The following is a 22,676-nucleotide window of genomic DNA, read 5'->3' as shown; positions in this document are numbered from 1 at the left end:
ACGGCACGTCCGCGGCAGCTCCGCGGCGCTCTCGCCACGACGAGGAGAACCGATGACACCACTGACGACCCTCGCCCCGCGGGCGGAGGAGGGGGACACCCCTCCCACCCGCTTCGACGACCACCTGGCCGCCCAGTTGCTCGCGCAGCGCATCGTGCTGCTCGGCACCCAGGTCGACGAGGTCTCCGCCAACCGGGTCTGCGCCCAGTTGCTGATCCTGTCCGCGGAGGACCCGCGCACCGACATCAGCCTGTACATCAACAGCCCCGGCGGGGCGGTGCACGCGGGCCTCGCCATCTACGACACGATGCGGCTCGTCCCCAACGACGTCTCCACCCTGGCGATGGGCTTCGCCGCCAGCATGGGCCAGTTCCTGCTGAGCGTCGGCGCCCCGGGCAAGCGCTACGCCCTGCCCCACGCGCGGATCATGATGCACCAGCCCTCGGCGGGCATCGGCGGCACCACCGCCGACATCGAGATCCAGGCGGAGAACCTGGAGTTCACCAAGCGGACCATCGAGCGGCTCACCGCCGAGCACACCGGCCAGAGCCCGGAGACCATCTCCCGGGACGGCGACCGGGACCGCTGGTTCACGGCCGAGGAAGCCCGGGAGTACGGCATGGTGGACCGGGTCGTCCAGTCCCTCGACGATGTCCGACCGGCCGCCACGCGACGCAGGATGGGGCTGCAGTGATGGGGAGCTACACGATCCCGAACGTGATCGAGCGGACCCCGCAGGGCGAGCGGTCCTTCGACGTCTTCAGCCGGCTGCTCAACGAGCGGATCATCTTCCTGGGGACCGAGATCGACGACGGTGTGGCCAACGTCATCATCGCCCAGCTGCTGCACCTGGAGTCGTCGGCGCCCGAGAGCGAGATCTCGGTGTACATCAACTCCCCCGGTGGCTCGTTCACCTCGCTCATGGCCATCTACGACACGATGTCCTACGTGCGGGCGCCCATCTCGACGTGCTGCGTCGGGCAGGCGGCCTCCACCGCCGCCGTGCTGCTCGCGGGCGGCGACCCGGGCCGGCGGTTCGTGCTGGAGCACGCCCGGGTGCTGCTCGGGCAGCCCGCCTCGGGCGGGCAGCGCGGGACGGTCTCCGATCTGGCGCTGCAGGCAAAGGAGATGGTGCGCATCCGCGGCCAGGTGGAGGAGGTCCTGGCGCGGCACACCCACCACGACGTGGCAACACTGCGGGGTGACATGGACCGCGACAAGGTGTTCACCGCGCCGGAGGCGGTAGCGTACGGGCTGGCCGACGAGGTGCTCAGCCGGCGCCTCGTGACGGTCTGAGGCACCGGCCCGCCCGGCTCAGGCGGCCAGGCACATCCCGTCGTGCGAGGCCCCTCGAACCTCGCGGCGCCGGCCGCCCGCGTACCGGGAGGTGACGCGCACCAGTTCGTCCTGCGCCCGGGCCAGCAGGTCGCCCAGGCCCAGCCCCAGGGCCTGGGCGGCGGCCGCGAGGACCTCCGAGGAGGCCTCCTTGCGGCCGCGCTCCACCTCCGACAGGTACGGCATGGAGATGCGCGCCGCGTCGGCGACGTCCTTCAGCGTGCGTTCCTGCGCGAGCCGTTCCCGGCGCAGGACGTCCCCGACCAGGTTCCGCCAGAGCGGCTCCTTGGCGACGGGGGCCAAGGGCCCCTGACGCGGCGGGGTGGCGGGGCGCCGGCCCGGCGGGCGCAGGGGGACGACACGGGCGTCGTTCGGCTGTCGATCGGTCACCGTCCCAGCCTAGGAATCCGCCCCGCGGGGGGAAGGCTCCGGCGTTCCGCCCTCAGGGGAATCAGCGGGATGCGGGATTCCGGATAATAGGGGGGCATGGTGCAGGCATGAGCGGGTACCCGCAACCCGGGAGTACCCCACGCACAGGACAGCAGCGACGTTCGGGAGAGGTAATGGAGACCGCCGTGATCCGGTCGAAGGCAGAGGCCGTCGCAGAGAACGCCGAGGTCGGCACGGGTGACGGAGCGCTGCCGGGTCTCGCGGACCCGCGATCGGTCGCCCCGCGGGACGCCCGCACCCTGTCCCGCCAGTTCTTCCAGCGCCTGACGGAGCTCGAGGAGGGCACGCACGAGTACCAGTACGCGCGCAACACCCTCATCGAGATGAACATGTCGCTCGTGCGGTTCGCGGCCGGCCGGTTCCGGGGCCGCGGCGACGACATGGAGGACATCGTCCAGACCGGCATGATCGGTCTGATCAAGGCGATCGACCGTTTCGAGCTGGCGCGCGAGGTCGAGTTCACCTCCTTCGCGCTGCCGTACATCGTCGGTGAGATCAAGCGCTTCTTCCGGGACACGACGTGGGCGGTGCACGTCCCGCGGCGGCTGCAGGAGCTGCGCGTGGAGCTGGCCAAGGCGCGTGAGGAGCTCGCCAGCCGCCTGGACCGCGAGCCCACCGTCGCCGAGCTGGCCACCTTGATGAACATCTCCGAGAAGGAGGTCGTCGAGGGCCAGATCGCGGCGAACGGATACAACTCGTCCTCGCTGGACGCCGCGCTCACCGGGGACGGCCCCGAGGGCGGCGAGGCGGTCCTGGCCGACTTCATCGGCGTCGAGGAGGACGGCCTGCGGCTCGTGGAGGACTTCCACTCGCTCGCCCCGCTGATGGCGGAGCTCAGCGAGCGCGACCGGCAGATCATCCACATGCGGTTCGTGGAGGAGGCCACCCAGGCGGAGATCGGCGAGCGGCTCGGCTGCTCCCAGATGCACGTCTCCCGGCTGATCAAGCGGATCATCACCCGGCTGCGCGAGGGCATGCTGGGCGAGCTGGGCTGCGCCTGACGCGGACACCACCGGACCAGCGGGTGCCGTCCCCCATGCGGGAGTGGGGCGGCACCCGCGACCATGTCCGCACGCCCTCGGCCGCGCCGCCCCCGCCGGTGGCGCGATCGTCCTGCACGGCAGCGGCTGGTCCGGAACCGACTGAGAGCCGCCCGGGATCCGGGCGGCTCTGCTGCATCTCGGTGTGCGGGGTGTGCCGGGCTTCCGCCGTGACCCCGTAAGGTCCCTGCCCGGCCCGGTGCGTCCGGGCGGCCCGGGTCCGGCCGGAGGTTCACGCGCCGGTCGCGCGGGTGAGGGGCAGGACGGCACGCACCCGCTTGCCCACCGGCACCCGCTCCACGCTGACCTGCTCCGCCAGCGCGTGCACGATCTCCATACCGTGCCGGCCGATGCGCTCGGGGTTGCGGGGGAAGATCCGGGGCAGCGCGGAACTGCTGTCGTAGACCGAGACCGTGACGGCGCTGTCGGTGCCCGTGAGCTCCAGGATGTAGGGGCCGTTGCTGTGCCGGTCGGCGTTGGTGACCAGCTCGCTCACGACAAGCAGCACCGCTCCGTCGAGCCGCTCGTCGACACTGGCGCACCACTCGGTCCGCAGCTGCTCGAGGAAGAGCGCGGCGAAGGACCGCGCCTCGGCGATGCAGCCCTGCTCGCCTGTGTAGTGTGCCGCCCGCCGCAGCGGTTCCACGGGCACGTCGAAACCAGTCGGTATCACTGCCCCGTCCAGGTGGTCGATCATACTTTTCTTTCTGGGAAAGCCGGACTGGCCGGACGCTCTGCAGAGTGCTCGTACCCCGAGTCCGCCTTCGCAGTCCTCACGATTTCCGGCCCGTGCGGTGCCCCGGGCATCGTCCCCCTGCGACGGGGCACCCGGAGGGAATCGGGGCCGGTCGAGCGGCGGCCGGCCCGGCTCGCCGGAGGTGCGCGGTGGCCTGGTGGACTTGGCTGATCGTGGTGATCGCGGCGCTCGCCGCCCTCGCCGTGGTGACGCTCGCGGTACAGGCGGGCAGGCGATCGGGGACGGTCATCGCGGTGCGCCGCCGGCCGGGCGGGAAGGGCATGCGATGAACGAGCTGATGGCCGCGCGGAGCCTGACGACCCTGCCGGTGGTCACCCTGGGCGGTGACGCCGTGGCCCAGATCAAGGACACCGTGTTCGACGCGGCGGGCGGCCGCATCACCGGCTTCACCCTGAGCGGCCGCGGTCTGCTGTCGGGCCCGCTGAAGCAGAGCCTGCCCTGGTCGGCGGTGCACGCGCTGGGCCCGCACGCGGTCATGGTCCGCGACGCGCGGGCCCTGCAGGACACGTCCGTCGTGGTGGCGCGGCGCGAGGCCCAGCAGGGCCGGGTGCTGCACGCGAAGGTGCTCACCGACGAGGGCGCCGAGGTCGGCACGGTGCTCGACGTGGTGGTCGAGGGCGGTACCAGCGGCCGGGTCGTGGGTTTCCGGATCGCCGCGGACAAGTCCCTGGTGGCGGGCTCGCGGCGCAAGAGGCAGCGGGTGTACGTGCCGCGCGGCGAGACGCTCGCCGTGTCCGGCCGGGCCCTGGTCATACCGGCGGACGCCACCCGCTACGTCGCCGACGACCTGCCGGCCTTCACCGCCCGGGTCGGTGCCTTCCGCCAGGAGCACCGGGGGGCGGCGTCATGATGCTGTTCTCGCAGGCGCGGGGGCTGCCGGTGCTGACGCTGGACGACGCCGAGGAGATGGGCGTGCTGAAGTCGCTCACGGTCGACGCCGCGTCCGGTGTGGTCACGCACGTCCGGGTGGGCGGCAAGCACTCCCGCAAGGAGACCGTGCTGCCCTGGGGCGCCCTGCACGCCGTCGGCCCGGACGCGGTCCTGGTGCGCTCCGCCGCCGCACCGCCCTCCGTGCCGCCCCACCACGAGCTGCAAGGCCTGCGGATCCTCACCGACACGGGGGACGCGCTCGGCACGGTCCAGGACGTCGCGTTCGAGCCGGAGACGGGCCGGGTGGAGTCGGTGGTCACCGCGCACGGCGACCTGCCGGCCGACCGCCTGCTCGGTCTCGGCGACTACGCCCTGGTGGTCCGGGCCGCCTGAGGACGTCCCTGCGCACGTCGAGGCCTCGTCGGCCCAGGCCGACCGGTCCGTGCGGCCGGTGGCCGGATCTGCACGCGCGGGGCCCGGCCCCGCGCGGGGCCCGTCAGGACGAGGGGGGCTGCTCCGTCGCGCCGCCGCTGTCCGAGCTGCCGCTGTCCGAGCCGGAGCCGGAACCGCTGTCGCTGTCCGGCGCGGGCGGCTGCTCCGAGGACGGGGGCGGTGATTCGCCGCTGGACGGCGGCTCCGAGGGGTTCTCCGTCTCCGAACTCGGCGGTTCGCCGGTCGACGGTTCGTCGGAGGTCGTCTCACCCGGTGACGAGGGTGTGGTCACGCTCGTGGACGGGGTGGGCTCGTCCGGCTTCTCGGTTTCCTTGTCCTTCTTGCCCGTGTCGCCCTTGTGCCGCTCGAACCACTCGCCGTCCGGTTCGCACATCACGAAGGCGTCGACCGGTTTCGGCGCGGGCTTGACCACCACGACGTCGGAGGCGGAGTAGCCGGGCCACCCCTCGCCGGTGGTCTTGGCGTTCTTCTGGGCGACCGGCGGATCCAGCGGGTTGCCGCAGGCGCAGCGGACCCGGGGCACTCCGCGGTCGTCGACGAGGACGGCGGTGCCGGCCTGCAGCACGGCCTGGTAGCTGGTGGGACGGCCGTCGTTGTAGCCGTGGTTGGTGACGCGGGTGTCCATCCGCAGCTGCACCGGGGTGAGCGAGCGCAGGTAGGCGGGCACGTCCGACGGCTCCCTGCCGACGACCGAGGCGAACGCCCGCTCCTTGTCCGGGTCCTGCTCGAAGAACCTGACCTGCTTCTCCACGTCGCAGGCCGCCACGTTGCGGGTGCCGCCGTACAGGCCGGGCGCGTCGCCCTTCACGCCCGCCAGCGCGTTCTGTCCGGTCGATTCGCTGGCCCCGGTGGGCGGTACGGGCGAGGCGGAGCTCTTCTCGTCCGCCGTGGAGTCGGTGAACGGGTCCGGGCCGGTGTCCGCCGCGGGTTCGAGGAACACCTCGCCGCTGGACGTGCTCGTGCTCGCGTCGGAGGCGCCGGTGCTGCCGCCGTCGGGACGGGACAGGACGACGGCCAGGATCACGGCGGCCACCACGGCTGTAGCGACGATGGCGACCCGGGGGACGGATCCCCACCACGGCCGGCGGGGTTCCGGCGGCTCGCCGCCGCCGCGCCCGGTGGGCGGTTCGGACGGCGGCCCGCCACCCGGAGGAGGCTGGGAGGGACCCGACAGCGGGCCCGACGGAGGACCGGTGGGACGGCCGGACGACGGCGGATCGACGCTCACGATCTCTTCTTCCCCGTGATTGCCTGCGGCTCGCGCGCACTCGGGGCACTCGGCCCGACCTGTGCTGGTGTGCCGCCTTTTTGCTCTTCCTTCATTGTGTGCTCCGGCCCCACGCGTCCCGCAAGCCGACGCGGACGGACGTCTCCGGCGGGCGTCGGGGCAGGGTGCTGCTTAGCGTGACAGCGTGACTTCGCCCTCCCCCTCCGGCCGCGCCGGCCCCGTCGCCGGCCGGGCGTCCGCCCGCCACGGCTGGGTGCACGCCCTCGTCACGGTCCTCGCCGGGCTGCTGGCGATGGGGGTCGTGGCCGCGCTCGGCCTGTGGGCCGCCGGGGCCGCGGACCTCCCGGACGGGGCCTTCGCGCCGGTCGTCGCGGCGACGATGGTCACCGCCGTGGGCGGCACGGTGGAACTGACCGGGAGCGCCGGTGACCTCGCCGACACGCGGGCGGGCCTGACCGTGATCCCCCTGTCGGTCACACTGACCGGGGCGCTCGTCATCGCCTGGGGCTTCCTGCGGCCCCTGCGGCACCGCGCGGTCGCCGGTGCGGCCGAACTGGCCGGCTGGGCCGGGCGGGTGGCCGTCCTGTGGCTGCTCGCGCTCATCGGGCTGACGCTCGCCGCCCGCCACACCTTCGACATCTCCCTCGGCGACGACCTGCTCGGCGAGCTGGGCGACCTGTTCGGCGCCTCGCCCGAGGTGGGCTTCACCACCGACGTCCCGCTGTCGGTGTTCGTCGGCGTGGTGTGGCTGGCCGGTGTGCTGGTGCTCGCCCTGCTGGTCGCGCCCGGGGCCCCGCTGCCCGGCGGGCTGCTGCGCTTCCAGGCGTCGGTGCGCCCGGCCGCGTGGGCGATGGTCGCCATGCTGCTGGCCTGGGTCGCCGTCGGTGTGGTGATCGCGCTGGTCGTCGCGGCCACGCGGGGTGACGCGGCCGAGACCTTCGCCGTGATCCTCCTCGGCATGCCGAACCTGATGTGGCTGGGGCTCACGATCGGGCTCGGCGCGACCTGGAACGGGCGGGTGGAGGGGCCGTTCGGGCTGCCCATGCCGCACGTGCTGGACGAGGTGCTGCGCACCCCGGACGTCGCCGAGCTGAATCTGCGCACGCTCTCCGAGCACGACGGACGGGTGTGGTGGCTGCTGGTCGCCGATGTGGTGCTGCTGCTGGCGGCCGCGTTCGTGATGGCGGCGCGGTCTCCCGCGCGGATCCGGGCCTGGCAGCACGCCGTGCACATGGCGGTCGCCCTCGTGCTGACGGTGTTCATGATCTGTCTCGTCGGGCGGATCTCGGCGTACTTCGGCCTGTCGATCCTCGGCATCGGCGATCTCGGCGGCGGCCTGTCGGGCCGGTTGTTCCTGAGGCCGAAGCTGTGGGGAGCGGTCGGTCTGGCCGTGCCGTGGGGGCTGGTGACCGGGTTCGCCGGAGCGCTGCTGGCGCGCCATGTGCGACGGCGCGGCGAGGTACGCCCGGAGACCGGGGGCTGACCCGGCCCGGGGGCCGGCCCTGCCCGCGCTACGGGCGGGTGCGCTCCACGAACACCGGTTCGGCCCAGCGCGGCGGCGGTTTGGGCCGCTCCTCCCCCGCTCCCGGCAGCTGCCGCTCCGCGCGCGTCGACGTCCGGACGGCCCGTCCGGGTCCCCCGGTCGTGGCGGCCCGCAGCGCGGTCACGAAGGCCAGGCAGGAGGGGTAGCGGTCGTCCGGACTCTTGGCGAGGGCCTTGGCCAGGACGGGATCGGCCTCGGCCGCGATGTCCGGCCGGGCCTCGGTCAGCGGCGGCGGCTCGTCGTACTGGTGGGCCCACAGCAGGGCCATGTCGTCGTCGCGCAGGAAGGGCGGGTGGCCGGTGAGGATCTCGTAGACCACGCAGGCGAAGCCGTAGACGTCGCAGCGGGCGTCCACCGGTTTGCCGGAGATCTGCTCGGGGGCGACGTAGTCCAGGGTGCCGACGAACTGGCCGACCGTGGTGAAGCCGGTCAGGGACAGCGACTTCTTCGTCAGGCCGAAGTCGGTCAGGTAGACGTGCTCGGGGTGGTCGCTGTCGGTGCCCCGGGAGACCAGGATGTTGCCGGGTTTGACGTCCCGGTGCACCAGGCCGTGCTCGTGCGCGGCGTCCAGCGCGGAGGCGACCTGGGCGGCGACGCGGACGGCGGTGGGGGGCGGCAGCGGGCCCTCCCGGTCGAGGAGGTGCCGCAGGTCGCTGCCGGCCACGTACCGCATGGCGATGTAGAGCACGCCGTCGGTCTCGCCCGCCTCGAAGACCGGGACGATGTGCGGGTGGTCGATCGCGGCGGCGGCCCGGGACTCGTGCGTGAACCGGCGGCGGAAGGTGTCGTTGCGGGCGAGTTCCGGAGCGAGCAGCTTCAGGGCGACCGTGCGTTCCAGGCGCAGGTCGCGGGCCCGGTAGACGACGGCCATGCCGCCGCGGCCGATCTCCTGCTCGATCCGGTACCCGGCGATCTGCTGCCCGAGCAGTTCGGACGGCCGTCCCGAGAAGAGGCTGGTCTCGCGGTTCACCGCCCGTCACCTTCGGGCGGGACGACACGGGTGGGGGCGTGCCCGACGGCCCGCGTGGGCGGTGCCCCGGGCGGCTCCGCTTCCTGCGCCTCGTCGGCCGCTGCGCCGTCGGCGGACCGCCCGAACTCCTCAGGGCCGGCGACACGGGTGGGCTCGGGTGGGCTCCCGGCCACCAGCCGCGTGGGCTCGGCGGTCGAGGGCCGGGCGGCCCCGCCGGCGGCCGCCGCCTGGGCGGCGGCCTCCTCGGCGGAAACCACCCGGGCGGGGGCCGGGGCCGCCCGGGCGGGCGCCGCTTCGGGGCCGGCCTCGGCGGGGACCACACGGGTGGGGGCCGGGGCCTCGGGCCGTGTCGCGCCCGCAGCCTCCGGTGGGACGCCCCGGACCGCCGGTTCCGGGGCCTCGGCCGGTACGGCGCCCGTCGTCCCCGGCGGGACGACTCGGGTCGCTGCGGGAGGTACCGGGGGTGCGGCGCCCGCCGGAGGAGCCGTACCGGTGGCGCGCGGGGCGGCCTGCGGGGCCGGGGGCGCTTCGGGGACCACCCGGGTCGGCGGATGCCCGGGTGCCGCCGGCGGCCGGGACGGCCGGCGGCCGCCCTCGGCCGCCGGGCGGTCGGCCCGGGGCGTCTCGTCCGTGGCGTAGGTGGTCAGCCGGACGCCGTCGGCGTACACCCAGCGTCCGTGCGCGGAGTCGTACAGCCAGACCGACTCGCCGTCCACCACCACGCCGATCCGGGTCCCGCGGGTGCGCGCGCGGAAGGACTCCAGGTCGAGCCCGTTCGCCAGGTCCTCCACCGCCGAGCGGTACCGCGCCAGGGCCTCCTGCGCGCGGCCCAGCAGCGGGCGCGGGTCGGCGGTGCGGGTCAGCGGCCCGTCGGTGGTGGGCGGGTCCTGCGGCACGGCCACCAGGCGGCGCCCGTCGACCCAGGCCGACCAGCCGTTGAAGCACAGCACGTGCCCCCAGTCGCCCTGCCGCTCCAGGAGCTGCACCGGCAGCAGCGGGTCGAGGTCGACGGTGGGCCGGGACGGGTCGGGGGCCTCCCAGGCCGGCATCCCGTGCTGCGGGACGACGTGTGTGGGCCGGAATCCGGGGGTCGTCACGGGCGGCTCCTACTTCCGCATCACGGCGGGCTCGTGGCGGCGCAGCAGCCGGGACACCAGGAACCCGAAGAGCACCGACAGCACGACGAGCATGGCCACGTCCAGCAGCCAGATGCCGGCGGCGTGCTCGAACAGCGGGTCCTCGGTCAGGTCGCCGGGCACGATGCGGGCCAGTCCCACGGTCCCGGCCATGGCCGCCAGGGCCCAGCGCGCCGGCACGAGCCAGCCCAGCTGCTCCAGGCCCGGGGTGCCGGCCAGCTGCAGCAGGGCTCCGCAGAAGACGACCTGGACGATGGCGATGAGCACGAGCAGCGGCATCGTCACCTCTTCCTTGCGCACCAGGGCGGAGACGAGCAGGCCGAGCATCATCGCCGTGAAGGCCAGCAGGGCGACGGCGACGGTGATCTCCACCAGGGGCGGCATGAGCACCCCCTCGCCGCCGGGCGCGTTGATGTCGACACCGAGCAGCGCGACCAGGGTCAGCACCACCGCCTGCAGCACGGTGATGACACCGAGGACGACGACCTTGGACATCAGGTACGCCGATCTGGACAGGCCCACCGCCCGTTCCCGCTGGTAGATCACGCGTTCCTTGACGAGTTCGCGCACGGCGTTGGCGGCCCCGGTGAGGACGGCGCCGACACAGAGGATGAGCAGGGCGTTCATCGCCGTGTCGACGGTCAGCCTGCCGCCGGCCAGGGCCCGCGCCATGGCGCCCATCACGAACGGCAGGGCGATCATGATGATGAGGAAGGTGCGGTCGGCCGCGAGCGCCGACGCGTACCGGCGTACGAGGGTGCCGAGTTGGGCTGCGCGGCTGCGCGGCCGGGGCGGCGGGGCGATGACCACCGGCCCGGACCGGTCCTGCCGCGGCTGCGCGGAGGCGTCCCTGACGTACCGGCCGTGCCACGGCGACGCCAAGTACTCCCCCGCCCAGTCCCGTTCCCTGTCCCGTTCGAAGTGCTCGAACGCCTCCGGCCAGTGCTCGAAGCCGAAGAAGGGCAGGGCGTCCTCGGGCGGCCCGTAGTAGGCGATCCTGCCGCCGGGTGCGAGCACCAGGAGGCGGTCGCACACGTCGAGGCTGAGCACGCTGTGGGTGACGACGATGACGGTGCGGCCGTCGTCGGCCAGGCCGCGCAGCATGTGCATCACCGAGCGGTCCATGCCGGGGTCGAGGCCGGAGGTCGGCTCGTCGAGGAAGAGCAGCGACGGTTTCGTCAGCAGTTCCAGGGCCACGCTGACGCGCTTGCGCTGGCCGCCGGAGAGGCTGTGCACGGGCTGGTCGGCTCGCTGCTCCAGGCCCAGTTCGCGGATCACCTCGTCGACCCGGGCGCGCCGCTCGGCCTTGGCGGTGTCCTGCGGGAATCGCAGTTCCGCCGCGTAGGACAGCGCCTTCCGGACCGTCAGTTGCGCGTGCAGGATGTCGTCCTGGGGGACGAGGCCGATGCGCTGGCGCAGCTCGGCGTAGTCGCGGTAGAGGTCGCGGCCGTCGTACAGGACGGTGCCGTGGCCGGCGGGCCGCTGGCCGGTGAGGGCGTTGAGCAGGGTGGACTTGCCCGCGCCGCTCGGGCCGACGACGGCGAGCAGGCACTTCTCCCCGACCGGGAACGACACGTGGTCCAGCAGCGTCCGGCGGCCGCGGTCGACGGTGACGGCGAGGTCCTGCACGTCGAGGGAGACCTCGCCGGTGTCGACGTACTCCTGCAGTTCGTCGCCCACGAGGCAGAACGCCGAGTGGCCGATGCCGACGATGTCGCCCTGGCCGACCGGCGCGGTGGTGACGGGGCTGCCGTTGAGGTAGGTGCCGTTGTGGCTGCCGAGGTCGGTGATCTCGTAGGTGCCGTCGGGCAGGGCGCGCAGTTCGGCGTGGCGGCGGGAGACCACGAGGTCGTCGATGACGAGGTCGTTGTCGGCGGCCCGGCCGATGCGGACGGTGCGCGACGGCAGGGGCCGCACGGTGGTGGGTGCCCGGTAGGTGCCGGTCATGGCCGGCATGGAGACCGCCGAGGGGCGTTCGGGAGCGGCTGCGGGACGGCCGGTCAGCACGACCTGCGGTCCGTCGGCGGGGTTGCCGAAGCGGATGACGCTGCCGGGTCCGACGTCCCGGGCGTGGACGCGGGAGCCGTCGGCCCAGGTGCCGTTGGTGCTGTTCTCGTCCTCGATGGTCCAGTGACCGTCCTCGGGGCGGAGCACCGCGTGGTGCCAGGAGACCCGGTCGTCGTCGATGACGATGTCGCTCAGCGGATCGCGCCCCACGTGGTAGTCGCGGCCCGGGATCATCACGGTGGACCCCGTCTCCGTCTTCAGGACGAGTTCCGGTGCTACCGATGGCTGCGCCATGGTCAGATTCTACCGATGCGCCCTGGTATGCGCCTGGCCGGCGAGGGCGGCGGATCAGGCCACGGGCACCCCCAGCAGGGGTGCGGCGCGCTGCATCCGCAGGGCGTCCACGGACTCGGCGAGCAGTTCGTACTCGGTGGTGTCGTCGCTGGTCGCGATGCGCACCAGCCGTCCGGCCGCCAGTTCCTCGGCGACCCGCTCCTGCTGGGCCGGGTCGGCGCACCAGGCGCGCAGCAGCATGGGCACGTCGGGCACGGAGTCGGCGACCGGCACGAGCGCACCCGGGGGTAAGTGCTCGGCCTCGGGCAGGGGGTCCAGGCGCTGCGCGATCCAGGAGGCCCGGTCGCGCAGCCACCACAGGGCGAGGGCGAGGGTGGGCGCCCGGTAGGTGCCCAGGGGCACCCCGATGCGGCGGCCGTCGCACACCCCGTACGCGGTGACATGGCACAGGAACTCGTCGTGCACGTGACCCTCCCCCGTTGCCCGGCTCGCCGGCCGGGCCTCGCGTGTCGTGCGGCTCGCGTGCTGTGCGTGAGGGCGCGGTCGCTCGAAGTGAAAGCGCTCTCGCGTGTCAGTATGTTCACTGCTGAAACACTGTCACCATGACTTTTTGGCCACTCTCCTGGCATATTCACCGCCCGAGTTGGCCGAAATCCGGCGAAGCCGTTCCGCAGGGCATGAGCCGGGAGGTGTTCGGCCTGCTGAGGGCGGCGGGCACGGCGGTGCGCATCGGGCTCGCCGCGCGGGGGCAACCGGGTTCCGGCCGGCGCACTCGGCCTCCCCGGGTGCCGCGCTGCGATGACTTTCCGGGCGTACGGCGGTCTGCACGGGGAGAGAAGGCCGCCGCGCACACCGGAGGATCCGATGGCCACCACCGCAGCCCTGGACGCCGAGTTCACCGCCGTCCTGCGCAAGAGCCCTGCCGAAGGCGGCTGGACGTATCTGGTCTGGCCCCGCTCCGCCGAGTTCTTCGGCACCCGGGGCCTGGTCAAGGTCCGCGGCACGATCGACGGGCACCCGTTCCGCAGTTCCTTCATGGCCTTGGGCGACGGCACCCACAAGCTGCCCGTGAAGGCCGAGGTCCGCAGGGCCATCGGCAAGCAGGAGGGCGACACGGTGACGGTCCGCCTTCAGGAGCGCCTCGGCTGACGCCGGCGTGCGCGAACAGGGCGGGCCCCGGCCGACGCGATGCACCCCGATCGATCGGCGGGAACGCATGCGTGCCCGGAGGCGGCAACCACCCCCGGGCATACGTGACCGCTGCTACTGCTACTGCTACTGCTACTGCTACTGCTACTGCTTGACGATCGCGTCGATGCGGGCCAGTTCGTCCGCGTCGAAGTCCAGGTCGGCGATGGCGCCGACGCTGTCCTGGAGCTGCTGCGGGCTGCTCGCCCCGACCAGCGCCGAGGTCACCCGGCCACCGCGCAGCACCCAGGCCAGCGCCATCTGCGCCAGGGTCTGGCCGCGCGACGCGGCGATGGCGTTCAGCTCGCGCAGCCGCCCGACCAGTTCCTCCGTGACCGCGTCGGAGTTCAGGAACGGGCTGTCGCTCGCCGCCCGCGAACCCTCCGGGATGCCGTCGAGGTAGCGGCCGGTCAGCAGGCCCTGCTCCAGCGGGGAGTAGACGATCGACCCGGTCTGCAGCTCGTCGAGGGCGTCCAGCAGCCCCTCGTCCTCGGGGCGGCGGTCGAGCATGGAGTAGCGCGGCTGGTGGATCAGCAGCGGCGTGCCCAGCTCGCCCAGGATGCGGGCGGCCTCGCGGGTCTGCTCCGCCGAGTAGTTGGAGACACCGACGTAGAGCGCCTTGCCCTGCTGCACGGCCGAGTGCAGCGCGCCCATCGTCTCCTCGAGCGGGGTGTCGGGGTCGGGGCGGTGCGAGTAGAAGATGTCGACGTAGTCCAGGCCCATCCGCTGCAGGCTCTGGTCCAGCGAGGACAGCACGTACTTGCGTGAACCCCACTCGCCGTACGGGCCGGGCCACATCAGGTAGCCGGCCTTGGTGGAGATCACCAGCTCGTCGCGGTAGCGCCCGAAGTCCGACCTGAGGAACCCGCCCAGCGCGGACTCGGCGGCACCGGGCGGCGGGCCGTAGTTGTTGGCGAGGTCGAAGTGCGTGATGCCGAGGTCGAAGGCGCGGCGCAGGATGGCGCGCTGGGTCTCGACGGGACGGTCCGGGCCGAAGTTGTGCCACAGGCCGAGCGAGAGCGCGGGGAGCTTCAGGCCGCTGCGTCCGGTGCGCCGGTAGGGCATGTCCGCGTAGCGGTCGGGGTGTGCGGTGTACAACGCGACTCCAGAGGGGTTGGCTCGGTCAGGGGAAACCGGTGTCCACTCTGGCGTGACCTGCGGCCATGCGTCCAACAGAAGAATCCGATGGAATTCAGCGGTTACGCTTCTCAGTCATGGAACTGCGTCACCTGCAGCACTTCGTCGCGGTCGCCGAGGACCAGCATTTCACCCGGGCGGCGGAACGCCTCCTGGTCTCCCAGTCGGGCCTGTCGGCCTCGATCCGGGCCCTGGAGCGGGAGCTGCAGACGCCGCTGTTCGTGCGCACGACCCGCAGGGTGACGCTGACCCCGGCCGGGCGGGCGCTGCTCGGCGAGGCGGAGCGCATCCTGGCACAGGTGCGCTCGGCGCACGAGGCGGTCGCGGCGGTGCAGGGCGTGCTGCGCGGGATGCTCGCCCTCGGCACGGAGCAGTGCGTCGCCGGGGTGAACGTGCCGGGGCTGCTGGCGGGCTTCCGGCGGCGCCACCCGGACGTGGAGATCTGCCTGCGGCAGGCGGGTTCGGGCGCGCTCGCGGAGGAGGTCGCCGCAGGGCGCCTGGATCTGGCGTTCGCGGTGCGCACCGCCCGGGAGGAGACCGACCAGCTGCGGGCGGTGCCGCTGTCGAGTGAGCCGATGACCGTGCTGTGCCACCCGAGCCACCGGCTCGCGGCGGCGGGGACCGCCGTGGCGCCCGAGGACCTGGGGGGCGAGGTCTTCGTCGACTTCCACCCGGACTGGGGGCCCCGGCGCACCACGGACGCGGCGTTCGCCGCCGCGGGCGTCCGGCGCGGCGTCGCCCTGGAGGTCAACGACGTGCACAGCCTGCTGGAGCTCGTGGACGAGAACCTGGGCATCGCCGTCGTGCCGCGTCACTTCCGGCACAAGCGCGCGTCGCTGACGGCCCTGCCGGTGACGGGTTTCGGGGACGCCTGCTACGAGACGGTCGCCCTGCTGCCGCCCGCCCAGGCGACCAGCCCGGCGGCCAGGGCGCTGATGGCCCTGCTCGACACGGAAGGCCCCGCACCGTCCCAGGCGGGTGGCCGGCCCTCCTGACCCGGGCCGTCCGGCGCCGGGACCATGAGCGCGGATCCGCCTGCTCGGGCGGCTGCCGCCGGGGTTCCCGGCGACCGGGCTCCCGACGCGTCATCCCCGAGGATGCGCGAAGGTGGACGTATGCATGCCAAGGACATCCTCGTCGAGGGCTACAGCCGCATCCGGGAAGAGGTCCACGCCGCGCTCGACGGGCTCGGCCCGGAGGAACTGGCCGCCCGGCCCGCGCCGGGCACCAACTCCGTCGCCTGGCTCGTCTGGCACCTCACCCGCGTGCAGGACGACCACGTCGCCGACGCCTTCGGCCTGGAGCAGGTGTGGCTGTCGCAGGAGTGGGACGAGCGCTTCGGGCTGCGCCTGCCCCGCCACGACACCGGCTACGGCCACAGCGCCGCCCAGGTCGCGAAGGTGAAGGTGGAGTCGGGCGAGCTGCTGACCGGGTACTACGACGCCGTGCACGAGCAGAGCCTGCGGGCCCTGCGCGGCCTGACCGCCAAGGACCTCGAACGCGTCGTCGACGAGCGGTGGGACCCGCCGGTCACCCTGGGCGTCCGCCTGGTCAGCGTCCTGTCCGACGACCTCCAGCACGTCGGACAGGCCGCCTACGTACGGGGACTGCTTCAGAGCGCGGCGTCGTAGCCGGGGAGCACGACGTCGCGGATGAGGGCGGTGCGCTCGTCGAACGGCAGGAAGGCGCTCTTGACGGCGTTGACGGTGACCGTGCGCAGGTCCTCGACCGTCCAGCCGACCTCCTCGACCAGCAGGGACATCTCCCGGGTCATGGTCGTGCCGGACACCAGCCGGTTGTCGGTGTTCAGGGTGACGCGGAAGCCGAGGTCCTTCAGCGCGGTGATCGGGTGCTCGGCGATGGAGGTGGCGGCACCGGTCTGGAGGTTGGAGGTGGGGCACATCTCCAGGGCGATGCGGCGGTCGCGCACCCAGCTCGCGAGGCGGCCGAGCTTGCCGGACGCGAGGTCGGGGATGTCGTCGGTGATGCGCACGCCGTGCCCGATGCGCTGGGCGCCGCACACCTGGAGGGCCTGGTGGATGCTGGGCAGGCCGTGTGCCTCGCCGGCGTGGATGGTGAAGGGCACGCTCTCGCGGCGCAGGTGCTCGAAGGCGGCGAGGTGGTCGGCGGGCGGGAAGCCGTCCTCGGCGCCGGCGATGTCGAAGCCGACGACACCCGCGTCGCGGAACGCCACCGCCAGGTCGGCGGCCTCGCGCACCCGGTCGAACATCCGCATTCCGCACAGCAGGGTGCCGACCCGCACGGGCGTGCCCGCGGCGGCGGCCTTGGCCATGCCCGCGGCCAGGCCCTCCTGGACGGTCTCCACGACCTCGGCCATGGCCAGCCCGCCCCGGGTGTTCAGCTCGGGCGCGTAGCGCACCTCGCCGTAGACGACACCGTCGGCGGCGAGGTCGAGGACGTACTCCTCGGCGGTGCGCAGCAGGCCCTCGCGGGTCTGCATCACGGCGAGCGTGTGCTCGAAGGTGGCTATGTAGCGCACCAGGTCGCCGGAGTTGGCCGCCTCGTAGTACCAGGCGGCGAGCTCGTCGGGGTCCGTGGTGGGCAGCGTGTGGCCGACGGCGTCCGCGAGTTCCACGACGGTGGCCGGGCGCAGGCCGCCGTCGAGGTGGTCGTGCAGCACAGCCTTGGGGAGACGGCGGATCACATCGGCGTCTACGCGCGTAGCAGTCATGGCGGGTCTTTCCTTGATCGGGCGGATCGGGCGCATCGGGCGGTTTCGAGGAGCGGGGAGAGCGGGGAGAGCGGGTCAGGCGGCGGGCTGGAGCAGGTCCCAGCGGTTGCCGTAGAGGTCCTGGAAGACGGCGACCGTCCCGTACGGCTCGTGCCGGGGCTCCTCCAGGAAGGTCACGCCGGCGGCGGTCATCCGGGCGTGGTCGCGGGCGAAGTCGTCGGTGTGCAGGAAGAACCCGACCCGGCCCCCGGTCTGGTCCCCGACCCGGGCGGCCTGGGCCTCGCCCTTGGGCCGGGCCAGCAGCAGCCCGGTCCCCGCTCCCGGGTCACCGGGCTCGACGACGACCCACCGGGAACCGTCGGGCCGGGCCTCGTCCTCCGCGAGCCGGAAGCCGAGGGCGTCGGTGTAGAAGCGGATCGCCTCGTCGTAGTCGTCGACGACGAGGGTGACCAGGGCGATACGGCGCATCGGAACCTCTCGGAGCACGGGGTTGACCGGAGAGGTTATACGTAAAACTCCCGTGGTGCCAACCACTGCGCGGGCGACTGCGCCGCGGAGGCACCCGATGCCGCCGTGACCAGGCATGACGGCCGATGATCCGCCGGATGACCCCCTTGATCGCGCCCCCGTCGCAATGTGAGGGAAATCCGACGCATATGTGGCGCTCTTCTGGGTGGGTTGCACTGCCGACGCGGATGCGGGACGGTTGCGGTCTGCATGTTTTCCAGTGAAGGAAGGTGGTGGGGTGCGCACGATGCGTGCCTCCGCTTGTGACCGCTTCCCCCAGTTCCTCCTCCCGCTCACGCAGCGCCGACACCAGGGTCGGCAGCGCGTGGGGTGACGCTCCCTATCCCGTGCTGGTCGTCGACCGGCACGGCACCGTCGTGCAGCTGAACGATGCCGCGCGGCTCCTCCTGCCCGGCGCGGCGAGCGGTGACGGGCTGCGCGAGGCGGCGCCCTCCTGGCTCTCCGAGGCCCACCGGCTGCTGGCCGGCGAACCCCCCACCCCCGGCGCCACCCCACCGAGCGGCCCGGTCAACGACCGCATCGTCCAGGCCCACCCGACCGCGGCGGCCGACGGGGACGTGGTGTGGTGGCTGGTCGACGACACCGACCGCCACCTCGCGCAGCGGGCCGCCCGCAACGCACAGGCACGGTCGGAGATCCTCTCCGAGGTCTCCTCGACGCTGCTGTCGACACTCAACGTGCCCCGCTGCATGGAGGTGGCCGCGTCGATGGCCGCGGAACATCTCGCCGAGGCCGCCGTGCTCGTCGCCCCCGCACAGGGCCGCCGGCACCCCCTGACGTACGCGCCGCAGGGCGGGCCCGTCGTGCAGGTGACGCGGCAGATCGACACGCACAGCGTGCCCGGCCTGCCCGAGGCGCTGCAGGGGTTCCCGCCGGTGCCCGCACGGTGGATCGACCCGTCGGTCCTTCCCGAGTGGGTGATCCCCGACGCCTTCACCGGCACGGTCGGCTCGGTGATAGTCACTCCCCTGCCCGGACACGGCGTGCCCGCCGGTGCCCTGATCCTGCTGCGCTCCAGCACCGAGCAGGCGTTCACGGAGGGCGAGGAGGTCTTCGCCCGGCTGTTCGCCGCCCGGGCCGGTGCCGCGCTGTCGGCGGCGCGCCTGTACACCGAGCAGGCCACCATCACCGCCACCCTCATGCACGAACTGCTGCCGCCCACGCTCCACCGGGTGCACGGCGTGCAGTACGCGGGCAGCTACCGGGCCGCCAAGGACCACGAGCGCGTCGGCGGCGACTTCTACGACGTCCACCCCGGTGCCGACCCCTCCCAGGAGACCCTGGTCGTGCTGGGCGACGTGGCGGGCAAGGGACTGGACGCCGCCGTGCTCACCGGCAAGATCCGCAACACCCTGCACGCCCTGCTCCCGCTGGCCGGCGACCACCAGCGGGTGCTGGACCTGCTCAACGGGGCGCTGCTCAGCTCCCGGCACACCCGCTTCGCCACGATGGTCCTCGCCTCGGTGCGCCGCCGCGCGAGCCGGGCGCAGCTCCGGCTGACCAGCGCCGGACATCTGCCTCCGCTCATCGTGCGCGCCGACGGCCGTGTCGAGGAGGTGGCCTCGCGGGGCACCCTGATCGGTGCCCTGCCCACGGTGACCGCCCACACGGTCGAGACGGTGCTGGAGCAGGGGGACGCCTGCCTGCTGTACACCGACGGCATCACCGAGGCGCGCGGCGGGCCGCTGGGCGACGAACTGTTCGGCGAGGCCCGGCTGAAGCGGGCCCTGGGCGACTGCGCCGGGATGCCGGCCGAGGCCGTCGTGGAGCACGTGCAGATGCTGGCCGCCGACTGGGTCGGGGGCGGACGGCACGACGACATGGCCGTCGTCGCCATCGGCGTCCCCAGGACCGGTGGCCTGTCGGTCGTCAACGGCCACCGAGGTGACGGGAAGGACGGGTGAGCACTCCCGCGATGTCCGTGACACTGCAGAAACGGTTGTGGCGGGCCATGGCCGAAGGCGACGAGTACGGCGCCGTGGACGTGCTGTCCGGCGCCCTCGCCGACGGGCTGGACGAGGAGAGCCTGCTGCTGGACGTGATCGCACCGGTGCAGGAGAGGGTCGGCGCCGAGTGGGCCGCGGACCGCATCACCGTCGCCCAGGAGCACGCCGCCACCGCCATCAACGAGCGCGCCGTGGCCGCCCTGGCCCACCGCGGCCGGGACGCGGTGAGGCGCCCGGCGCACCGGGGCCGCGTGACGGTCGCCTGCATCGACGGCGAGTGGCACGCCTTCCCGGCCCGTCTCGTCGCCGAGACCCTGCGTCTGCGCGGCTGGCAGGTCGACTACCTCGGGGCCCAGACGCCGACGCCGCACCTCATCGCGCACCTGCACCGGACCAACCCGGACGCGGTCCTGCTGTCCAGCTCGATCCCCACCCACCTGCCGGCCGCCCACGGAGCGATCACCGCGTGCCAGGCCGTCGGCGTCCCCGTCATGGCCGGCGGACTCGCCTTCGGGCCCAAGGGGCGCTACGCGCGAGCGCTGGGCGCGGACGAGTGGGCCGCCGACGCGCGCAGTGCCGCCGACGCCCTGGCCGCCGGACTCGCCCGGCCCCGGCCCGCGGCGCTGCGCCAGGCGGTCGACGACCTGCCGCACCTGGCCGACCAGGAGTACACGATGGTCGCGCAGACCCGGGCCCGGCTGGTCCGGGGCACCCTGGCCGACCTGGAGGACCGCTTCCCGGCGATGCGGTCGTACACGGGCGAGCAGCGGGAGCGCACGGCCGAGGACGTCGCCCACATCGTGCAGTTCCTCGCGACCGCCCTGTACGTGGACGACGCCGAGCTGTTCACCTCGTTCCTGACCTGGACCGCCGGCATCCTCGAGGCCCGCAACGTGCCCGCGCGGTCGGTGATCGCCGCTCTGGACATCCTCGCCGGGCGGCTGCACGACTTCCCGCGGGCCCTCGCCCTGATCCGCGACGGCACCGCCGTGCTCGCCGACCGCCCCGCCCGTCCTGTCCCCGGCTCCGAGACTTCCGCATGACGAACCTGCCACCCGTTCCGTTCACCGTCGTCACCGACCGCTCCGCGGACACGCTCACCGTGCGCGTGGTGGGCGAGCTCGACTACGACACCTCCGGCGACCTCCTGGACGCCGTCGTCCCCCTCCTGTCCGAGAGGGCGGGGCTGCGCGAGGTGCGCCTGGACTTCAGCGGTCTGACCTGGATCGACTCCTCCGGTCTGTCGGCCCTGCTGATGGTGCACCGGCACACCAGCGCGGCCCTGGCGGTCCTCCGCCTCGACCACCGGCCGGCCTTCCTGGAGCGCATGCTCCATCTCACGAACGTCCTGGAGTTCCTGACGGAGCCCGCGGCCCCGGCGGGCGCCCGCACCGACGACGTCTCGGAGGCCGAAGCCACCTGACGGCGCGGGCGGTCCGATCCGCCCGTGGCGGTCGCGGCGGACACGGACGACGAACGCGGCGTCCCTGGCCTCGCCCCGGTGCTGTGCCCGGACGGCACGACGAGCAGAGCGAGGCGGCCGTCCTCGACGCGGTCCGCGCGGAGGCCGACCGCAGTGCGCGGGCACGGCGGCCGACCGGTCGCGGTCGTCCGTGCACGTGCCGGCGCGGTCCCACCCGCGCCGGCACGAGGCACGCCCGCCCGCCCGCTTACGGATACGTGTACGTGTTGAGGGTGTCGACGGCCGCGGCGGGGTTGCCGCGGTCGTAGTGGTCCACGGCGAGGAAGTTGGGCTTCTTGCGGGCCGCCGGGCGGCAGAACCGCTGGGCGCGGTCGGCGAGTTTGCCGTTGTCCGTCGCCGCGGTGCCGGTGAGCGGGACGTCGCGGAAGTGGTTCATGACGAACAGGGGGCGGAACGCCGGCTCGGTGCGGGTCAGCGGGATGTTCGTGTCGGCGCCGTACCAGCGGCTGTAGCAGGACCAGTCGGAGGTGCCGACACCCGAGCCCATGGACCAGTGGTTCTCCACGGTCCACTCCTGCTGGTACATCACCCCGAAGCTGTCCCGGAACAGGCCGCCGGCCTGGTCGGCGGAGCGGGTGCGGTCGCTGAAGATGAGCAACCGGTCGTTGGCGGCGGCCAGTTGGGCCATGGTCGGCCAGCCGCTCTGCCGCACGCCGGTGAGGTCGGGCCGGTACAGCACGTCGGACAGGCCCCTGACGCGGGCGAGTTCGGCGCGCAGCACGCCCGGGTCGACGCGGTCCTCCAGGAAGACGGTCACGAACTGGTCGGGATGCGCGGCGAGGAAGTCGACCATGCGCTGGAGGTCGACCCACAGGGCGACCGGCCGGCTGACGAGGGTGCAGCTGTTGTGGCAGAGGATGGCGCCGTCGCGGGTCTGGTGGATGTCCAGCATGAAGCCGCGGACCCCGTCGGCCAACTGCCGTTCGATGCCCCGGGTCTGGTTGGGCACGAGGTTGACGAAGGGCGGGGCGAAGCCGCCGTCGACCCCGTTGGCGTAGGCGTTGTGCGTGGTGAGGAAGGTGACCTGGTCCAGGGTGCGCCGGTCCGGCGGCGGCATGGGCGAGGTGACGGGGTCGACGGGCGTCAGGTACCAGTCGGCCCGTTCGCCCGCGCCGCCCAGGGCGAGGCGGGCGGGGTGGGTGGACCCGGCGGGCTTGGGGGCGACGGTGAGGTGACGCGCGGTGCCGGGCACCGTCAGGGTGTACCGGTCGGCGCCGGACGGGGTGATCTCCCAGGCGGCGTCCCCGCTCGTGCAGGCGACGGTGGCGGCCAGGTCGCCGCCGCGGCCCAGACAGCGGCCCGCCGTGTCGGTGTTCTCCAGGAGGTACGAGGATCCGTTCGGCTTCAGCCGCCACTGCTGGCGGTCCTCGTTGCCGCGGGGTCTGTGCTGCTCGACGGCGTCGCCGGTGTCGGCGGCGTTGAGGCCGGTGGTGGCGCTCTGGACGTAGTAGGTGCCCGGGGCCGGGACGGCGGCGGCAGCGGTCGACTGCGAGGCCGCGACCGCGGTCGCGAGCGCCGCGGTCGTGGCCAGCAGGAGGTGGGGGGTGCGTGGGCGCATGCGGGATGCCCTTCGTCCGACGGGACTGGTCAGGAGCATGACATCCCGCATGACACCACGT

General features: G+C 73.4%; 24 protein-coding genes. 13 read left to right on the top strand and 11 right to left on the bottom strand.

Annotated features, from left to right (window positions below; genetic code table 11):
• Positions 1 to 52 precede the first annotated feature (52 nt).
• Entirely contained in the window at positions 53 to 694 is a 642-nt protein-coding gene (locus tag ACFYWG_RS07705) for an ATP-dependent Clp protease proteolytic subunit (protein WP_376329438.1), read from the top strand.
• On the top strand, positions 694 to 1,296 hold the full coding sequence (locus ACFYWG_RS07700) for a ClpP family protease (protein ID WP_389199932.1): 603 nt from the start codon (positions 694 to 696) through the stop codon (positions 1,294 to 1,296). The genes ACFYWG_RS07705 and ACFYWG_RS07700 overlap by 1 nt, the downstream gene beginning before the upstream one ends.
• Before the next feature lie 18 nt (positions 1,297 to 1,314).
• On the opposite strand, the gene ACFYWG_RS07695 is transcribed toward ACFYWG_RS07700, so the two are convergent.
• Positions 1,315 to 1,725, bottom strand: a complete 411-nt coding sequence (locus ACFYWG_RS07695) for a helix-turn-helix domain-containing protein (protein ID WP_383503779.1) — start codon at positions 1,723 to 1,725, stop codon at positions 1,315 to 1,317.
• 173 nt (positions 1,726 to 1,898) lie between these two features.
• Between ACFYWG_RS07695 and ACFYWG_RS07690 the strand changes: the two genes are divergently transcribed.
• Entirely contained in the window at positions 1,899 to 2,786 is an 888-nt protein-coding gene (locus ACFYWG_RS07690; protein WP_389199930.1) for an RNA polymerase sigma factor SigF, read from the top strand.
• A gap of 271 nt (positions 2,787 to 3,057) precedes the next feature.
• Here ACFYWG_RS07690 and ACFYWG_RS07685 read toward each other — a convergent pair whose 3' ends face one another.
• A complete protein-coding gene (locus ACFYWG_RS07685) occupies positions 3,058 to 3,522 on the bottom strand; it encodes an ATP-binding protein (RefSeq protein ID WP_376329427.1) in 465 nt (154 codons plus the stop codon).
• Between the two features lie 188 nt (positions 3,523 to 3,710).
• Between ACFYWG_RS07685 and ACFYWG_RS07680 the strand changes: the two genes are divergently transcribed.
• From ACFYWG_RS07680 to ACFYWG_RS07670, 3 genes are read left to right on the top strand one after another with little or no spacing between them, the layout of a single operon-like run.
• Entirely contained in the window at positions 3,711 to 3,851 is a 141-nt protein-coding gene (locus ACFYWG_RS07680) for a hypothetical protein (protein WP_376329424.1), read from the top strand.
• Positions 3,848 to 4,432, top strand: coding sequence for a PRC-barrel domain-containing protein (locus ACFYWG_RS07675; protein WP_389199927.1), 585 nt, complete (start codon positions 3,848 to 3,850; stop codon positions 4,430 to 4,432). The genes ACFYWG_RS07680 and ACFYWG_RS07675 overlap by 4 nt, the downstream gene beginning before the upstream one ends.
• Entirely contained in the window at positions 4,429 to 4,845 is a 417-nt protein-coding gene (locus ACFYWG_RS07670) for a PRC-barrel domain-containing protein (protein ID WP_376329419.1), read from the top strand. The genes ACFYWG_RS07675 and ACFYWG_RS07670 overlap by 4 nt, the downstream gene beginning before the upstream one ends.
• A 103-nt stretch (positions 4,846 to 4,948) precedes the next feature.
• On the opposite strand, the gene ACFYWG_RS07665 is transcribed toward ACFYWG_RS07670, so the two are convergent.
• Positions 4,949 to 6,133, bottom strand: a complete 1,185-nt coding sequence (locus tag ACFYWG_RS07665) for a DUF6777 domain-containing protein (protein WP_376329417.1) — start codon at positions 6,131 to 6,133, stop codon at positions 4,949 to 4,951.
• Positions 6,134 to 6,317: 184 nt separating this feature from the next.
• Here ACFYWG_RS07665 and ACFYWG_RS07660 point away from each other — a divergent pair, with 184 nt between their 5' ends.
• Entirely contained in the window at positions 6,318 to 7,616 is a 1,299-nt protein-coding gene (locus ACFYWG_RS07660) for a streptophobe family protein (protein ID WP_385414347.1), read from the top strand.
• A 28-nt stretch (positions 7,617 to 7,644) separates the two neighbouring features.
• Here ACFYWG_RS07660 and ACFYWG_RS07655 read toward each other — a convergent pair whose 3' ends face one another.
• Genes ACFYWG_RS07655 through ACFYWG_RS07640 form a run of 4 tightly spaced genes read right to left on the bottom strand, consistent with a single transcriptional unit; the run spans position 7,645 to position 12,548 of the window.
• Positions 7,645 to 8,646 (bottom strand): serine/threonine-protein kinase, encoded by a 1,002-nt coding sequence (locus ACFYWG_RS07655; protein ID WP_383503772.1) that lies wholly within the window; start codon positions 8,644 to 8,646, stop codon positions 7,645 to 7,647.
• Positions 8,643 to 9,743 carry a hypothetical protein gene (locus tag ACFYWG_RS07650; RefSeq protein ID WP_385414351.1) on the bottom strand — a complete coding sequence of 367 codons (1,101 nt, stop codon included), beginning with the start codon at positions 9,741 to 9,743 and terminating at the stop codon, positions 8,643 to 8,645. The genes ACFYWG_RS07655 and ACFYWG_RS07650 overlap by 4 nt, the downstream gene beginning before the upstream one ends.
• Before the next feature lie 9 nt (positions 9,744 to 9,752).
• Positions 9,753 to 12,083: an FHA domain-containing protein gene (locus tag ACFYWG_RS07645; RefSeq protein WP_389199923.1), complete on the bottom strand. Its 2,331-nt coding sequence runs from the start codon at positions 12,081 to 12,083 to the stop codon at positions 9,753 to 9,755.
• A 54-nt stretch (positions 12,084 to 12,137) separates the two neighbouring features.
• The gene (locus tag ACFYWG_RS07640; protein WP_376329720.1) at positions 12,138 to 12,548 is read right to left on the bottom strand and encodes a hypothetical protein; all 411 of its coding nucleotides are present in this window, start codon (positions 12,546 to 12,548) and stop codon (positions 12,138 to 12,140) included.
• A 399-nt stretch (positions 12,549 to 12,947) separates the two neighbouring features.
• Between ACFYWG_RS07640 and ACFYWG_RS07635 the strand changes: the two genes are divergently transcribed.
• Positions 12,948 to 13,232: a DUF1905 domain-containing protein gene (locus ACFYWG_RS07635; RefSeq protein ID WP_376329723.1), complete on the top strand. Its 285-nt coding sequence runs from the start codon at positions 12,948 to 12,950 to the stop codon at positions 13,230 to 13,232.
• Positions 13,233 to 13,376: 144 nt separating this feature from the next.
• Here the strand turns inward: ACFYWG_RS07635 and mgrA are convergent, their stop codons facing one another.
• Positions 13,377 to 14,369 carry an L-glyceraldehyde 3-phosphate reductase gene (gene mgrA / locus ACFYWG_RS07630; protein WP_376329726.1) on the bottom strand — a complete coding sequence of 331 codons (993 nt, stop codon included), beginning with the start codon at positions 14,367 to 14,369 and terminating at the stop codon, positions 13,377 to 13,379.
• A gap of 116 nt (positions 14,370 to 14,485) precedes the next feature.
• Here mgrA and ACFYWG_RS07625 point away from each other — a divergent pair, with 116 nt between their 5' ends.
• Together ACFYWG_RS07625 and ACFYWG_RS07620 are read left to right on the top strand one after the other, a co-directional pair.
• The gene (locus ACFYWG_RS07625; protein WP_385414359.1) at positions 14,486 to 15,403 is read left to right on the top strand and encodes a LysR substrate-binding domain-containing protein; all 918 of its coding nucleotides are present in this window, start codon (positions 14,486 to 14,488) and stop codon (positions 15,401 to 15,403) included.
• Positions 15,404 to 15,523: 120 nt separating this feature from the next.
• Positions 15,524 to 16,039: a DUF664 domain-containing protein gene (locus ACFYWG_RS07620; RefSeq protein ID WP_383510541.1), complete on the top strand. Its 516-nt coding sequence runs from the start codon at positions 15,524 to 15,526 to the stop codon at positions 16,037 to 16,039.
• On the opposite strand, the gene ACFYWG_RS07615 is transcribed toward ACFYWG_RS07620, so the two are convergent.
• A complete protein-coding gene (locus ACFYWG_RS07615) occupies positions 16,021 to 17,100 on the bottom strand; it encodes an adenosine deaminase (protein WP_389199920.1) in 1,080 nt (359 codons plus the stop codon). The genes ACFYWG_RS07620 and ACFYWG_RS07615 overlap by 19 nt on opposite strands.
• A gap of 75 nt (positions 17,101 to 17,175) precedes the next feature.
• A complete protein-coding gene (locus ACFYWG_RS07610; protein ID WP_385414365.1) occupies positions 17,176 to 17,568 on the bottom strand; it encodes a VOC family protein in 393 nt (130 codons plus the stop codon).
• 302 nt (positions 17,569 to 17,870) lie between these two features.
• Here ACFYWG_RS07610 and ACFYWG_RS07605 point away from each other — a divergent pair, with 302 nt between their 5' ends.
• Genes ACFYWG_RS07605 through ACFYWG_RS07595 form a run of 3 tightly spaced genes read left to right on the top strand, consistent with a single transcriptional unit; the run spans position 17,871 to position 20,997 of the window.
• A complete protein-coding gene (locus ACFYWG_RS07605) occupies positions 17,871 to 19,532 on the top strand; it encodes a PP2C family protein-serine/threonine phosphatase (protein WP_389199917.1) in 1,662 nt (553 codons plus the stop codon).
• 11 nt (positions 19,533 to 19,543) lie between these two features.
• On the top strand, positions 19,544 to 20,617 hold the full coding sequence (locus ACFYWG_RS07600; RefSeq protein WP_389199915.1) for a B12-binding domain-containing protein: 1,074 nt from the start codon (positions 19,544 to 19,546) through the stop codon (positions 20,615 to 20,617).
• Positions 20,614 to 20,997: an STAS domain-containing protein gene (locus ACFYWG_RS07595; RefSeq protein ID WP_383510549.1), complete on the top strand. Its 384-nt coding sequence runs from the start codon at positions 20,614 to 20,616 to the stop codon at positions 20,995 to 20,997. Before ACFYWG_RS07600 ends, ACFYWG_RS07595 begins: the two co-directional genes overlap by 4 nt.
• Before the next feature lie 247 nt (positions 20,998 to 21,244).
• On the opposite strand, the gene ACFYWG_RS07590 is transcribed toward ACFYWG_RS07595, so the two are convergent.
• Complete coding sequence (locus ACFYWG_RS07590; RefSeq protein ID WP_389199912.1) at positions 21,245 to 22,615, bottom strand: phospholipase; 1,371 nt, start codon at positions 22,613 to 22,615, stop codon at positions 21,245 to 21,247.
• Positions 22,616 to 22,676: the final 61 nt, after the last annotated feature.

Source organism: Streptomyces sp. NPDC003456 (assembly GCF_042878735.1).
Taxonomy (GTDB): domain Bacteria; phylum Actinomycetota; class Actinomycetes; order Streptomycetales; family Streptomycetaceae; genus Streptomyces.
The sequence above is the reverse complement of the archived record's forward strand: the minus strand, read 5'-3'. Positions and strand labels throughout refer to the sequence as shown.

Bases quoted from the DNA above. Each gene is read 5' to 3' on its own strand.
- ACFYWG_RS07705 (WP_376329438.1), top strand. From the start codon at position 53: ATGACACCACTGACGACCCTCGCCCCGCGGGCGGAGGAGGGGGACACC.
- ACFYWG_RS07700 (WP_389199932.1), top strand. From the start codon at position 694: ATGGGGAGCTACACGATCCCGAACGTGATCGAGCGGACCCCGCAGGGC.
- ACFYWG_RS07690 (WP_389199930.1), top strand. From the start codon at position 1,899: ATGGAGACCGCCGTGATCCGGTCGAAGGCAGAGGCCGTCGCAGAGAAC.
- ACFYWG_RS07685 (WP_376329427.1), bottom strand. From the start codon at position 3,522: ATGATCGACCACCTGGACGGGGCAGTGATACCGACTGGTTTCGACGTG.
- ACFYWG_RS07675 (WP_389199927.1), top strand. From the start codon at position 3,848: ATGAACGAGCTGATGGCCGCGCGGAGCCTGACGACCCTGCCGGTGGTC.
- ACFYWG_RS07670 (WP_376329419.1), top strand. From the start codon at position 4,429: ATGATGCTGTTCTCGCAGGCGCGGGGGCTGCCGGTGCTGACGCTGGAC.
- ACFYWG_RS07645 (WP_389199923.1), bottom strand. From the start codon at position 12,083: ATGGCGCAGCCATCGGTAGCACCGGAACTCGTCCTGAAGACGGAGACG.
- ACFYWG_RS07635 (WP_376329723.1), top strand. From the start codon at position 12,948: ATGGCCACCACCGCAGCCCTGGACGCCGAGTTCACCGCCGTCCTGCGC.
- ACFYWG_RS07625 (WP_385414359.1), top strand. From the start codon at position 14,486: ATGGAACTGCGTCACCTGCAGCACTTCGTCGCGGTCGCCGAGGACCAG.
- ACFYWG_RS07620 (WP_383510541.1), top strand. From the start codon at position 15,524: ATGCATGCCAAGGACATCCTCGTCGAGGGCTACAGCCGCATCCGGGAA.
- ACFYWG_RS07615 (WP_389199920.1), bottom strand. From the start codon at position 17,100: ATGACTGCTACGCGCGTAGACGCCGATGTGATCCGCCGTCTCCCCAAG.
- ACFYWG_RS07610 (WP_385414365.1), bottom strand. From the start codon at position 17,568: ATGCGCCGTATCGCCCTGGTCACCCTCGTCGTCGACGACTACGACGAG.
- ACFYWG_RS07600 (WP_389199915.1), top strand. From the start codon at position 19,544: ATGTCCGTGACACTGCAGAAACGGTTGTGGCGGGCCATGGCCGAAGGC.
- ACFYWG_RS07595 (WP_383510549.1), top strand. From the start codon at position 20,614: ATGACGAACCTGCCACCCGTTCCGTTCACCGTCGTCACCGACCGCTCC.
- ACFYWG_RS07590 (WP_389199912.1), bottom strand. From the start codon at position 22,615: ATGCGCCCACGCACCCCCCACCTCCTGCTGGCCACGACCGCGGCGCTC.